General features: G+C 36.1%; 12 protein-coding genes. 9 read left to right on the plus strand and 3 right to left on the minus strand.

The window, feature by feature from the left end; translation table 11 throughout:
* The 5 genes from IGK21_RS01125 (at position 1) to IGK21_RS01145 (ending at position 4179) form a co-directional block, all read left to right on the plus strand.
* On the plus strand, positions 1 to 1167 hold the full coding sequence (locus tag IGK21_RS01125; RefSeq protein ID WP_034865877.1) for a nucleotide sugar dehydrogenase: 1167 nt from the start codon (positions 1 to 3) through the stop codon (positions 1165 to 1167).
* Positions 1168 to 1172: 5 nt separating this feature from the next.
* Positions 1173 to 2594, plus strand: coding sequence for a flippase (locus IGK21_RS01130; RefSeq protein ID WP_010720300.1), 1422 nt, complete (start codon positions 1173 to 1175; stop codon positions 2592 to 2594).
* 249 nt (positions 2595 to 2843) lie between these two features.
* Positions 2844 to 3260 (plus strand): Ohr family peroxiredoxin, encoded by a 417-nt coding sequence (locus tag IGK21_RS01135; protein ID WP_010736880.1) that lies wholly within the window; start codon positions 2844 to 2846, stop codon positions 3258 to 3260.
* Positions 3261 to 3551: 291 nt separating this feature from the next.
* Complete coding sequence (locus tag IGK21_RS01140; protein WP_126344803.1) at positions 3552 to 4004, plus strand: hypothetical protein; 453 nt, start codon at positions 3552 to 3554, stop codon at positions 4002 to 4004.
* Position 4005: 1 nt separating this feature from the next.
* On the plus strand, positions 4006 to 4179 hold the full coding sequence (locus IGK21_RS01145; RefSeq protein WP_232622393.1) for a PepSY domain-containing protein: 174 nt from the start codon (positions 4006 to 4008) through the stop codon (positions 4177 to 4179).
* A 101-nt stretch (positions 4180 to 4280) separates the two neighbouring features.
* Here IGK21_RS01145 and IGK21_RS01150 read toward each other — a convergent pair whose 3' ends face one another.
* Entirely contained in the window at positions 4281 to 4982 is a 702-nt protein-coding gene (locus IGK21_RS01150) for a DUF975 family protein (protein ID WP_126344801.1), read from the minus strand.
* Positions 4983 to 5190: 208 nt separating this feature from the next.
* Here IGK21_RS01150 and tgt point away from each other — a divergent pair, with 208 nt between their 5' ends.
* The 4 genes from tgt to IGK21_RS01170 all read left to right on the plus strand — a co-directional run bounded on the left by tgt (position 5191) and on the right by IGK21_RS01170 (position 11148).
* Positions 5191 to 6336, plus strand: coding sequence for a tRNA guanosine(34) transglycosylase Tgt (gene tgt / locus IGK21_RS01155; protein WP_181914770.1), 1146 nt, complete (start codon positions 5191 to 5193; stop codon positions 6334 to 6336).
* 92 nt (positions 6337 to 6428) lie between these two features.
* Positions 6429 to 6818 (plus strand): preprotein translocase subunit YajC, encoded by a 390-nt coding sequence (yajC, locus tag IGK21_RS01160; protein ID WP_010720295.1) that lies wholly within the window; start codon positions 6429 to 6431, stop codon positions 6816 to 6818.
* A 272-nt stretch (positions 6819 to 7090) separates the two neighbouring features.
* The gene (gene adhE / locus IGK21_RS01165) at positions 7091 to 9688 is read left to right on the plus strand and encodes a bifunctional acetaldehyde-CoA/alcohol dehydrogenase (protein ID WP_181914771.1); all 2598 of its coding nucleotides are present in this window, start codon (positions 7091 to 7093) and stop codon (positions 9686 to 9688) included.
* A 359-nt stretch (positions 9689 to 10047) separates the two neighbouring features.
* Positions 10048 to 11148, plus strand: a complete 1101-nt coding sequence (locus IGK21_RS01170) for a hypothetical protein (protein ID WP_181914772.1) — start codon at positions 10048 to 10050, stop codon at positions 11146 to 11148.
* 244 nt (positions 11149 to 11392) lie between these two features.
* Here IGK21_RS01170 and fni read toward each other — a convergent pair whose 3' ends face one another.
* Both fni and IGK21_RS01180 read right to left on the minus strand, forming a co-directional pair.
* Positions 11393 to 12439, minus strand: coding sequence for a type 2 isopentenyl-diphosphate Delta-isomerase (gene fni, locus IGK21_RS01175; RefSeq protein WP_181914773.1), 1047 nt, complete (start codon positions 12437 to 12439; stop codon positions 11393 to 11395).
* The gene (locus tag IGK21_RS01180; protein ID WP_010720289.1) at positions 12436 to 13521 is read right to left on the minus strand and encodes a phosphomevalonate kinase; all 1086 of its coding nucleotides are present in this window, start codon (positions 13519 to 13521) and stop codon (positions 12436 to 12438) included. Before IGK21_RS01180 ends, fni begins: the two co-directional genes overlap by 4 nt.
* Positions 13522 to 13525 lie beyond the last annotated feature (4 nt).

The following is a 13525-nucleotide window of genomic DNA, read 5'->3' on the forward strand; positions in this document are numbered from 1 at the left end:
ATGAGACTATCTGTTTTCGGTATGGGCTATGTAGGGCTAGCAAATGCATTGTTGCTTGCCCAAAATAATGATGTGGTTGCTTATGATATCGATCAGAAAAAAATCGAGAAACTAATAAAAGGTTGTTCCCCAATCGAAGATAAAGAGATCCAAGAATTTTTGAATAATAGAGAATTGGGAATAACTTTTACACAAGACTTCAAAAGTGCAGCATCATGGGGAGAATTTATTTTGATTGCTACTCCAACCGATTATGATGAAGAAAAAAACCTATTCGATACTTCCTCCATAGAAGAAGTAATCGAAAAGGTAAAGGCAGTACGTACGGATGCTGTATTTATCATTAAGTCAACGATTCCTTTAGGTTATATTAAGTATTTAAAAAAGAAATATCAATCAGAGGATTTTATTTTTTCACCAGAATTTTTGCGGGAAGGAAAAGCATTGTATGATAATCTCTATCCTTCTCGTATCGTTGTAGGCGAAAACACGAAAAGAGGACAAAAAATTGCTTCGATGTTTAAAAAAAATACTCGAATAAAAAATGTTCCTGTTATTTTAACTGATTCAACAGAAGCAGAAGCGATCAAACTGTTTTCTAATACCTATTTAGCATTAAGGATTGCTTATTTCAATGAACTTGATACTTATGCTGAAATGAATGGATTAGATACAGCTCAAATTATCTCGGGGGTTTCAATGGACCCAAGAATAGGGGACTATTATAATAATCCTTCTTTTGGTTATGGCGGATATTGTTTACCGAAGGATACGAAACAATTACTAGCGAATTACCAGCACGTGCCAAATGATCTGATCCAAGCCATCGTTCAGTCAAATGATACAAGAAAAACATTTATTGCAGATCGTATCATGGAAAAAAATCCAGATGTAGTAGGGATTTATCGTTTAACAATGAAGGCGGGCTCTGATAATTTCAGATATTCATCTATTTTAAGTATCATGCGTCTTTTGAAAGATCAAGGCATTAACGTAGTCATTTATGAACCGACAGTGAAGAAGGAGCATTTTTCGACATTTAAAGTAATAAAGGACATTGATGAGTTCAAGAAGCATTCAGATGTGATATTAGCCAATCGATTTGATCCGTTACTCAAAGATGTAGAAATGAAAGTCTATACGCGAGATATATTTGGAAGGGACTAATAGAATTGAAACATGTGCTTAAAAATTTTGGGTATCAGTCATTATTTCAACTGACAAAGATTATCATGCCAATCATTACAGTCCCAATTGTTTCAAAAGCATTAGGTCCTGGAGGATTAGGGATTTTTAATTACACCAATTCGATTACTCAATATTTTGTGTTAGTCGCTAGTTTAGGGATCTCGATGTATGGGAATCGAGAAATCGCATTAGTTTATAATCGTAAAGAAAATATTTCAAAAACGTTTTGGGAAATCTGTTTATTAAAAGCAGTTTTAACATGTATTACACTTTTAGTTTTTTTGTTATTTACTACTTTTTTAGGTAATAAGATCTATTTCTATATACAAAGTCTCACTATTATAGCTGTTATGTTTGACATTTCGTGGTTTTTTATGGGAATCGAAGATTTCAGAAAAACGAGCATGATCAATCTGGGAATTCAATTTGTTACTTTCATTTTAATTATCTTTTTGATTAAAGATTCTTCTGATACGATTTTATATGTTTTACTACAGTCAGTAGGAACCTTATTATCTCAACTATTGACATGGCTATTTATTCATAAACATATAAATTTTAAAAAGGTAGCATTCTTAGATAGCTTTAGACATATCCGATCATCTTTTGAATTTTTTATCCCACAGGTTGCTATTTTACTTTATACGAATCTAAACAAGACTTTATTGGGTGTTTTTATTGGTAGTACAGCTGTTGGTTATTACACTAATTCATTAACAATCAATACGGTATTTATCACGGTTATTACAACGCTTGATATGGTGCTATTACCGCACATGAGTGGGTTATATGCCAAAGGAAACATTAATAAGATGGTGGACATCATTGATAAGACGATTCATTTACAATTATATTTTAGTGTTCCAGCGATGTTCGGGATGCTTACGGTTTACGATAAATTAGTTCCCTGGTTTTTTGGGAAAGAATTCTTATTCATCAATAAAGTTATTCCACTTTTTTCTATTTTGATCGTTGTGATGCCCTTAGGTATGTCCATTTCTAGACAATATTTGATACCGATTGGCAAAGTAAAAATCTACAATAAATCTGTATTAATTGGTGCGGTTATCAATATTTTATCTAATTTAATCTTGTTACCGTGGATCGGTTTTTTTGGAGTGGTTTTTTCAAACCTTTTAGCAGAAATTTTTGTAACAGTGGTACGTACAAAATCATTCTTGAATCAAACAAATTTTAGCTTTAAGAAAAAAAACTTACTGGTTATTTTTTGTTCATCCATTATTATGTGGTTCGTTACAAGAATAATTACAAATGGCATGTCACCTACCTTTTTGACTAATCTAATCCAAGTTTCTATAGCCGTCCCTATCTATTTTTTATTAACGTCTTTGTTTGGCTATAACCCTATTTTGAGTGGTTTAGGGAAATGGAAAAAAGAAAATTGAACACGAGTAGTTTCCTTGCTCAAAATTTTTAATAATTTCAATAAAGAGTAGATTCGTATTTTTTTTAAGAAAAAATGACGTTGAATAATCCTTTAGAGTAAAGAAGTAAATAGACGCAGTTTGGTTTTAGGTAAAATTTACTATTCTTGTAAACAACCCAATCATTCCTATACACTAACCTTTTATGTGATACCCAATTACCTAGATGCCAACTACTATATTTACAATCAACTTTGGAGGGCGAAATTTATGAGCAAAATTTATGAGGTAGCTACTATTAATACAGGTGGTCGTAGTGGTAAAATTTATTCACAAGAGAAAAAATTTTTGTATGATGTCGCAGCACCTGGAACCCAAAACACGGATGCAACAAATCCCGAAGAGCTCTTTGCAGCAGCTTATAGTGCCTGTTTTAACGGTGCCTTAGAATTAGTTTTATCTAGAAAGAACATCAATCAACCTAGTTCAGTAAAAGCAAACGTTGCCTTGCTGAATCATGGAGAGGCAGATTTTACAATAGAAGTTCTTTTGACAGTCTTTATCAAAGATATGCCGAAAGATGAAGCAATACGTTTTGTTGAAGAAGCAGATCAAGTTTGCCCTTACTCAAAAGCTTTGCGTGGAAATGTAACAGTAAATTTAGAAATCAGTGACACTGACTTCTAAAATCGTTCCTTTCCATCAAAAGTAATGATGAAACATATTAGAAAAGCCATGGGGGAGCTTTTCTAATATGTTTTTTTTTTATTTGTTCATGACTAGATGGTAAAAAAATAAAAAAAATAAGATGAAAGATTTAAGTAGAATAAAGACATAGGGATATATTATTTGCTTTATCTCTTATATTCTCTCAATGAGGCTGGAGGATTCAATTCATCCAGCCTCAAACTCCTAAAAAAAGAACGATTAATCGTTCATTTCAAGAATCTAACAATTGATTGTGAAGGAGCGGAAAAGATGAAGTTGTTTGTATGGTGTTTAACGGTATTAACTAGTTTTAGTTTGGGGATGTTGGTGATGTTTGTTTTTAATTATCCTTATGAAAATTATGGGAATGAAACGAAAGAAATCAAGGTTGCCAATGTTTCTAGTTCGTCCACATCTGCGGATGAAATTGAGGAGCCGGAAAAATTCAATGTATCATTAAAAGAAGCACTTGAAACTTATCAGACTTGTTATCCTAATCAAGCGATTACTTCTGTGAAAGTTAGTCAGACTGTTGGTCCTTACTATTACGAAATTACTGGTAGAGATGCAACTAAAGAATGCAGCGTAAGAATTTCAACTAAAACAGCGAACATCAAAAAAAAAAGTATATCGCATACGAAACAAACACGAACAAGCCACTACCGAGCAATCCGCAGATCTGTTCAATATCAAAAACTTAAAAAGTTTATCGGAAGTTACTGAAATAGCTGAAAAAGTAGCTGAAAAAACGACTGGGACAGGAAAAGCAGTAATGTGGTATCTCGAAAGACAATCAGGAAAATCGTATTGGACAATTACTATTAAAGAAAAAATAAAAAAAGTGACAGTCAAAGTTGATGCGTATACTGGCGAAGTTCTAAAAGCTGAGCAGAAGTGAGCGAAATGAAAAAAGCGACTGCGGCTGAAGCATGTGAAACGACCCTCAAAAGTTAGATTTTTGGTCTAACTTTTGAGGGTCGTTTCATTGGACATTGATTTTTATACGTTTTTTGGCAATTGTTCATAAAAAGCTGCTTTAGTTGCTGTAATATAAGGATTTAACCATAAATAACCAATTCCAGCAGTTAGCATGGCTAAGATATGCCAGCCAATAAAGGATAGATCAAGCCAGAACAATTTACCTTTGTAGCCATCCATTAATTTACGACTAGCAGTGATCGTATTGAGAACACTCGGTTTTTCCCCTGTTTCAGTGATAACATCATAGTAAATGAAGTAACTTTGGGAATAAGAATAACTTTTGATGATACCAGGAATAACGAATAATAACGCCCATAAAGTAGTGAAGATCGAAATCAAAATAGCTAGTAAAATCACACCACCAAGAAATAATCCTGTAAAACCACGAAAGGCATCTTTAAATGGTTCGATGGTCGATTTGGTTCCACGCAGGATATCTAGATAGGTCCATGAGATCCCACTCATAAATAGTGCGCTGATAATACCAGACACAATACCACCACCGCTAGAAGCAGCACCTCCGTTGGTATTGTTTGCCATATCTTGGACAGCTGCAGGATCATTATAAGAATGAGCAAATAATAAAGCGGTCGGAATAGCTATGATCATAATGAGTGCAATTGTGATTAACGTTGGGACTAAATTCAATAATACAGCTTGTCCCCAGCGTCCTTTTAAACTGTCTTTTGCTTGTTGTTTCAGTTCTTTTGAAGATAGCATGAGTTTCACTCCTTTTTATTTATGCCATAAGTATAACAAAGAAGAAACAATTTGGCTTTCTTTATCTTTTATCTGTTATTATAATTTCTTTAAAAAATGAAGGTTAAATAAACACCTGTTACCCAATGAACCCTTGCAAAAAAGAGTTAGAACGATTATGATGATGGGAGTTGTCAATGCGATTATTATAGAGAAAGTAGGGAATTGAATGACACAACCTGCCATTCGTTATCGTTTAATCAAAAAAGAAAAACATACCGGTGCCCGTCTTGGTGAATTGATCACTCCTCATGGGACATTTCCCACACCAATGTTTATGCCTGTGGGAACACTAGCAACTGTCAAAACCATGTCACCTGAAGAATTAAAAGCAATGGGTGCGGGAGTCATTTTAAGTAATACGTACCATTTATGGTTAAGACCTGGAGAAGACTTGGTAGAAGAAGCAGGCGGCTTACACAAGTTCATGAATTGGGATCAACCGATTTTGACAGATTCAGGTGGTTTTCAAGTGTTCTCGCTAAGCGATATGCGTAACATCGAAGAAGAGGGTGTCCATTTTAAAAATCATTTAAATGGTTCTCGGATGTTTTTATCACCAGAAAAAGCAATTAATATCCAAAATAAATTAGGATCAGACATCATGATGAGCTTCGATGAATGTCCTCCTTTTGATGAAAGCTATGATTATGTCAAAAAATCAGTGGAAAGAACCTCACGTTGGGCTGAGCGAGGCTTAAAAGCCCATCTGAATCCTGATCGTCAAGGATTATTTGGTATCATTCAAGGAGCTGGGTTTGAAGATTTACGTCGCCAAAGTGCAAAAGATTTGATCTCAATGGATTTCCCTGGCTATTCAATCGGTGGTTTGTCTGTTGGCGAACCTAAATCAGAAATGAACCGTGTGTTAGAGTTTACAACACCATTGATCCCTGAGGATAAACCACGTTATTTAATGGGTGTTGGTGCAGCAGATTCATTGATTGACGGCGTGATTAGAGGAGTCGATATGTTTGACTGTGTCTTGCCTACACGTATCGCAAGAAATGGTACTTGTATGACTTCACAAGGACGCTTAGTCGTGAAAAATGCACAATACGCACATGACTTGCGCCCAATCGATGAGAAATGTGACTGCTACACATGTAAAAATTATACACGTGCGTATATTCGTCATTTGATCAAATGTGATGAAACATTTGGGATACGGTTAACGTCTTACCATAACTTGTACTTCTTATTAAATTTGATGAAACAAGTGCGTCAAGCGATCATGGATGACAATTTATTAGAATTTCGAGCAGCCTTTTTTGAGGAATATGGGTTTAATAAAGAGAATGCCAAAAGTTTCTAATCTTTTTCACTAAATTTATGTAAAAAACTAGTGTCTCACGCCTTTTTCTGCTAAAGTTGAGTGTGTAGATACATGTTAGTGAGGTGAAAAAAATGGGATCATTACCAATGTTAGTCATGTTCGTTGCTCTTTTAGCAATGTGGTATTTTATGTCACGTTCACAAAAGAAACAACAACAAGAACGACAAAATTTACTAGACAGTATGAAATCAGGCGATGAAGTAGTTACAATCGGCGGATTACATGGTGTTGTTTCAGAGATCGACAATGAAAAACGCACAGTCGTTATAGATTGTGAAGGGATTTTTCTAGAATACGATCGAGCAGCCATCAAAACGGTTAAACCTGGAACTGTCGTAACCAATGATTCGACAGTAAATACGGTAGAAAAAACAGAACCAAAAGTTGCTGAAACAGTAGAAGTGAAAGAAGAAGCTACTGAAACTGTTGAAACACCTGAAGATAGTAAAGAAAACAAATAGGTAAAGCTTAGTAGTTGAGTCTGAGACGGTGTCTCGGGCTCTTTTTTTATCCTAAAACTCTGACTTTGTTAAGTTTTGAATAAACTGTTTTTTTGATAAAATACTTTGGATAATTAGGATAATAAATAAAAATACTGATAAATAAAGGATTTAATCGAAATTTAAAAAACTGTGAAAAAAATCACAATAAAGGTTTACATCTGAAAAGGTTTGTTGTATGATGAGAATGTGAATTAATTAACAAACAACCATGACCCATTAGGAGGAAGACAATGGCTAAAGTAATGGAGAAAGAACAACCAAAAACTATTGATGTTCAAGGAATGATTGATGAATTAGCAACGAAAGCAAATGTCGCATTAAAAGAGATGGAAAACTTTGATCAAGAAAAAGTAGATCATATTGTGCATGAAATGGCAATGGCAGCATTAGATCAACATATGCCGTTAGCTAAAATGGCAGTTGAAGAAACTGGTCGTGGGATCTATGAAGATAAAGCGATCAAAAATATGTATGCTTCTGAATATATTTGGAATAACATCAAGCACGATAGAACAGTTGGTGTCATCAATGAAGATGTTCAAAAAGGCTTGATTGAAATTGCTGAACCAGTTGGTGTGGTTTGTGGGGTAACTCCAACAACTAACCCAACATCAACGACAATTTTTAAATCAATGATCGCGTTGAAAACAAGAAACCCAATCGTTTTTGCATTCCATCCAAGTGCTCAAAAATCTTCTGCTGAAGCAGCACGTGTCGTTCGTGACGCAGCGATCGCAGCTGGCGCACCTGAAAATTGTATTCAATGGATTGAACATCCATCGATTGAAGCGACTTCAATGTTGATGAATCATCCAGGGATCGCAATTGTTTTAGCTACTGGTGGGGCAGGAATGGTAAAATCTGCTTATTCAACAGGAAAGCCAGCTTTAGGTGTTGGACCAGGTAATGTACCAGCATATATTGAAAAAACAGCAAAAATCAAACGAGCAGTGAATGACTTGATCGTTTCTAAAACGTTCGATAACGGAATGATTTGTGCTTCTGAGCAAGCAGTAATCGTTGACAAAGAAGTCTATGCTGCAGTTAAAGCAGAATTCCAAGCACATCAAGTCTATTTTGTGAAACCAGCTGAACTTTCAAAATTAGAAGATGCAGTGATGAATGAAGGTAAATACGCAGTAAATCCAGCAATCGTTGGACATTCTGCAATGGACATTGCAAAACTAGCTGGCATCAAAGTTCCAGAAGGGACAAAAATGTTAGTAGCTGAATTAGAAGGTGTCGGAGCGGATTACCCTCTTTCACGTGAAAAACTTTCTCCAGTACTTGCAATGGTTAAAGCAAACAATACAGAACATGCCTTTGAATTATGCGAAGGAATGTTGAACTTAGGCGGGTTAGGCCATACTGCAGTGATTCACTCAGAGGATGAAGAGCTACATGTGAAGTTTGGTCTACGGATGAAAGCTTGCCGTATCTTAGTAAATACTCCTTCAGCAGAAGGTGGAATCGGAAATATCTACAACGAAATGATCCCTTCACTAACTTTAGGTTGTGGTTCATATGGTAAAAATTCTGTTTCTAGAAATGTAAGTGCCATCAACTTGATCAATGTCAAAACTGTAGCGAAACGGAGAAATAATATGCAATGGTTCAAATTACCACCAAAAATCTTCTTTGAAAAGAACTCTTTGCTTTATTTAGAAAAAATGGAAAACGTAGAGCGTGTCATGATCGTTTGTGATCCTGGTATGGTGCAGTTTGGTTACTGTGATACGGTTCGTGAAGTACTATCAAGACGTAAGAATGATGTGAAAATCGAAGTCTTCTCAGAAGTTGAGCCAAATCCTTCAACAAACACAGTCTATGCAGGAACGAAATTGATGGCTGATTTCAAACCAGACACAGTGATTGCATTAGGTGGCGGTTCTGCAATGGATGCTGCTAAAGGAATGTGGATGTTCTATGAACACCCAGATACTTCATTCTTTGGAGCAAAACAAAAATTCTTAGATATCCGTAAACGGACATATAAGATCGATAAACCAGAAAAAACACAATTTGTGTGTATTCCGACAACTTCAGGAACGGGTTCTGAAGTAACACCTTTTGCCGTTATCACAGATAGTGATACACATGTGAAATATCCATTGGCAGATTATGCATTAACACCAGATGTAGCAATCGTCGACCCACAATTTGTCATGTCAGTACCAGCTTCTGTCACGGCAGATACAGGGATGGACGTATTAACTCATGCGATTGAGTCTTATGTTTCTGTTATGGCTTCTGATTATACAAGAGGATTGAGCTTACAAGCAATCAAATTAGTCTTCGATTACCTAGAAAAATCAGTGAAAACTCCTGATATGGAATCACGAGAAAAAATGCACAACGCTTCTACAATGGCAGGGATGGCATTTGCGAACGCCTTCTTAGGAATTTGTCACTCAGTTGCGCATAAAATTGGTGGAGAATATGGTATCCCACATGGTCGTACAAATGCCATTTTATTACCACATATCATCCGCTATAATGCAAAAGATCCACAAAAACATGCAATGTTCCCTAAATATGATTACTTCCGTGCAGATACAGACTATGCAGATATTGCTAAGTTCTTAGGGTTAAAAGGACAAACAACAGCGGAATTAGTTGAAGCTTTAGCAACAGCAGTTTATGAATTAGGACAATCAGTTGGAATCAATATGAGCTTGAAGGCGCAAGGTGTAACACAAGAAACCTTAGATTCAACGGTTGACCGTATGGCAGAACTTGCTTATGAAGATCAATGTACAACAGCAAATCCAAAAGAGCCATTGATCAGTGAGCTAAAACAAATCATTATTGATGCTTATAATGGTTAATTCAATACAATTATAGTTAATCAAGAGGTTGAGACAAAAGTGTTCAGCATCAAGAAATAAGAAGGAATTTCCGAAAATTGCTTCTCAAATTTTTGGTAAATTTCGGCTTATTTCCGAAGATGCTACTTTTGTCTCACCGTTTATTCGTTTTTAGAGATGCCAGAAGAGACTGAGACAACTTTTGTCCCAGTCCCTTTTTTTGTCGGAAAGGGGAACAATCTCGTTAGAACTAGCGTAGGAATTTCTTTTGTTAGAAAAAAACGATTAATTCGCTTTTTTAGAAAAAGTAGTTTTATCAAGACCGATGAACCATGTTACTTTAGATAAGTAAAAATGAAAAAAGGAAGGAAGTTTTTAGGATGACAAAACCAGTATTTGAGAAAACAAAAAATCAAGAAAATATGGGAAAAGAACAATTGATGTCAACCGTTGATTCATTAGAAGTCAAATTGCGGGAAAACTTAGAACCACTTGAAAACGTACACAAATGCACTGAGCTATACATAGAGTTGAAAAATGAACTAAAGAGAGAAATTGAAGAACGGGCTAAGAAAAGAGAGGATTGGTATAAGAAAAAGCATTCTCAAATTAAAAAAAAGGAAGATTGTGAGCAGGAACTTCAAAACGCAGTGAAAGCAAAAAAAAATGCATTATATAAAAGCACCAAGCGAGTACATGGTGAAACGATCAAGAGCAAAAAAAAAGAGCTTAACGAAATAGCAAAAGAAATCAAAAATTGCAAGTCTGAGATAAAAAAACTGACGAAGGAAATGCAGTATTTAACTGGTAGGAGAGGTGAAAAATGGATCGATCATTCTTTATTAAAGTACGTGGTGAACACTAAAGTTGTCGCAGATGAAAAAAATACACCGGAGGATGACAAACTAAAAGAGGAAGCAGCAACCGAAAAAAATATAGCAGCAAAAGAAAAAGTAACAACAAAAGAACTAAAACTGGTTACTAAAGAATTGACTGAAAAACAACGAAAGCAACAATTAAAAAATAATCTCCACAATCTTAAGGAGCTAGATCAAACGTTAAAAAAATTAGGGAATGTAAAGAATCCTTGTTTTAATCAAAATAAAATAGACTATTATGTCATAATACGTTTATATCTTAAAAGATCTATGCAGCTAGAAAAAATTATACGATTCAGGATTAACCCTGGCGGAAAAACGCTCAATCTATTTAGTGGTGGTAAAGTGGATAAAAAACGAAAAAAAATAGAACGAGATCTTCAGATGAGTTGGAGAGATATTTATAGTTATCTACTAACCAATCCAGATAACTTTAAGCGTGAAACAGCAGTTCAGGAAAAACAGCAGGGAAAAAAACAATTGACTGATTTAATAAGCAAAGAACTAGGGAAAGTATGTGAAACGAGTAATCTTGAGATAGGGAAGGGGATGGGTATAATAAAACCTAGCGCTCCGCCAATGATGCCAGGAATGGAATTATAGCCGTTTGTCAAAGATACATAGGTTTTATTTTTGTTTATCAGATGAAAAAGAGTTGGTATCCTATTATTTATCGCATGAAAACTAGAACAAAAGTATGAAGTGATTGGTGAAGGATAAAATAGAGTCAACGCCATAAGAAAATCTCATTCTTTATTCTAAGGGAACTTTGTATTTTTGTAGACAAAAAAGGTCGTCATTCATCTTTTCGATGATTGGACAACCTTTTTGAGTTGAATCGATTTGTTTATTTCTTTCGTGTGCCATATTTGGTCAGAGGGATTCCTCGGGCTTCGCACCAATCTTTAGTAGTTCCAGATAAGATCAAGGGTTGGTGATGAAGTTCTTGGATAGTTTTAGCTCCTACCATGGTCAATAGCCGTTGAAGTTCTGCTTGCCATTGTTGGACTAGTTGGATCGTTTCTGCCACGCCGTGTGTCATGAGATGCGTTAAGATCGTTCCAGAAACGCCTACTGCATTGGCACCAAGACAAAGTGCTTTGAAGAGGTCGAAGGCATTGCGAATACCACCAGAAGCAAGAATCTCTACTTGATGTCGGGCTTCGTTTGCCTCTAGCAGAGAAGTAACCGTTGATTGTCCCCAATCGACTAAATAATCTAACTCTCTTTTTTTGCGACGAGCATTTTCGATTTGAGTGAAGCTGGTTCCGCTTCGGCCACTGATATCGATTGTCTGAACCCCCAACTCGGCTAGTTCATCGATCGTTTCTCTAGTCATACCAAAACCGACTTCTTTCACGATCAAAGGAACCGAAATGCCTTCGCTGATTTCTTTGATCAATTCTTTCCAATTGGAAAAATCACGATCCCCTTCAGGCATCACCAATTCTTGTGGTGCATTGAGATGGAGTTGTAAAGCATCGGCTTGAAATAGTTCAATCGCCTCTTTTGCTCGTGCTAAAGAGGTGCCGGCTCCTACGTTGGCAAGGATCTTTCCTTCTGGATAAACGTCACGCATGATCGTGTAAGAATCGCTTAAAGCAGGATCTTTTAAAGCTGCACTGACTGAACCCGTGGCAATCATTAAATTTGTTTCTTTTGCGATCATCGCTAAATCATGGTTGATTTTTTTAGTTTTTTCACTTCCACCAGTCATAGCATTGATATATAAAGGATAGTCTAAAGTTAAGCCAGCAACAGTCGTATGTAGATCAATCTCTGACATGGAAACTTCAGGTAAGGGGTTATGAACGATTCGAACCGTATCAAATTCATTTTTTTGTTTACTATGAAAAGCTTTAGCTAATGAGACATGTTCATCTTTTCGATTCATCCTTTTTCCTTTCGTTGGTTACTATAGACGTGTAATGGCAAGGGTGTAATTTCTGCTAATTCCCAAGCGCTCATCAAAGGCAAGATACCGGATTTTTGATCCACGATTACGATACCACAATCGCCACCACCTGCTCCAGATGATTTTGCTGCGCCCTCGTATTCTTCTGCTAAGCTACATAATTTATTTAAAGCAGGCGTTTCGATCAATACGCCCGTAATTGACGATAGCTCATGGAGTAGTTGTCGGTTTTTTCTAATCATAGCTTGAATCAAATCAATGTTATTCTCTTTGAATCCTTTAATCATTTCATGGACGCATAAGGTACTATCTTGTAAAAATTTTTGATAGGCTACCATTTTTTCCTTACGTGAGCGATGGACTTGATCGACTAAATCAGAAGTTGATGCAGGACTGCCAGTCCAACCAATCAGTAAACGCAGATCTTTCGGTGTCGGAAGAGACTCAATGGATAAACCAGGCCAATCCATTTCGATGAGTTCAACGATCGTATGTTGTTTTTCTTGTTCTTGGAGCCACTGGTGATCAAAGGTTGAAAAAGCAATCCAACCACCATAACAACTAGCTGCAATATCTCCACAAGAGCCATTATCTTGAACCGTTAAATTTGCTAGTGCAGCAATTTTGAAAATTTCAATCTGTGTAAGATTTAACGCATAAAACATATTCAATGCCTTGACTGTTGCGACAGTTACGGCGCCACTTGAGCCTAGACCGTATTTGCGTCCGTTAGAACTATCCAATTCACTTGTCACTTTTAGGTCATAAAAAGAAAGTAAAATATTTTTTTCTCGTGCGTATTTTTCAGTCAAACGAATGGCAGCAAGGATATAATGAAATGGATTTTCACGAATATCCAAGACAAGTTCACCATCACGCCGAGTCCAACGAATCGGCATGCCACTATATTGCTCAGATTGGATGCTGCCGACTTTTCGTGCGGTTTCAACGGTTACAGTAACAAACTGATCAATGGCTACGATGATAGCCGGATGTCCGGTTTCAACAACTGCGTATTCTCCAGCAATATAAAGTTTTCCTGGTGCAGATACTTCAATCATAAAA

Source organism: Enterococcus sp. DIV1421a, from assembly GCF_051711025.1.
Classification (GTDB): domain Bacteria; phylum Bacillota; class Bacilli; order Lactobacillales; family Enterococcaceae; genus Enterococcus_B; species Enterococcus_B hirae.

Coding starts and splice junctions, on each gene's coding strand:
- IGK21_RS01125 (WP_034865877.1), top strand. CDS start 1: ATGAGACTATCTGTTTTCGGTATGGGCTATGTAGGGCTAGCAAATGCA.
- IGK21_RS01135 (WP_010736880.1), top strand. CDS start 2,844: ATGAGCAAAATTTATGAGGTAGCTACTATTAATACAGGTGGTCGTAGT.
- IGK21_RS01140 (WP_126344803.1), top strand. CDS start 3,552: ATGAAGTTGTTTGTATGGTGTTTAACGGTATTAACTAGTTTTAGTTTG.
- IGK21_RS01150 (WP_126344801.1), bottom strand. CDS start 4,982: ATGCTATCTTCAAAAGAACTGAAACAACAAGCAAAAGACAGTTTAAAA.
- tgt (WP_181914770.1), top strand. CDS start 5,191: ATGACACAACCTGCCATTCGTTATCGTTTAATCAAAAAAGAAAAACAT.
- yajC (WP_010720295.1), top strand. CDS start 6,429: ATGGGATCATTACCAATGTTAGTCATGTTCGTTGCTCTTTTAGCAATG.
- adhE (WP_181914771.1), top strand. CDS start 7,091: ATGGCTAAAGTAATGGAGAAAGAACAACCAAAAACTATTGATGTTCAA.
- IGK21_RS01170 (WP_181914772.1), top strand. CDS start 10,048: ATGACAAAACCAGTATTTGAGAAAACAAAAAATCAAGAAAATATGGGA.
- fni (WP_181914773.1), bottom strand. CDS start 12,439: ATGAATCGAAAAGATGAACATGTCTCATTAGCTAAAGCTTTTCATAGT.
- IGK21_RS01180 (WP_010720289.1), bottom strand. CDS start 13,521: ATGATTGAAGTATCTGCACCAGGAAAACTTTATATTGCTGGAGAATAC.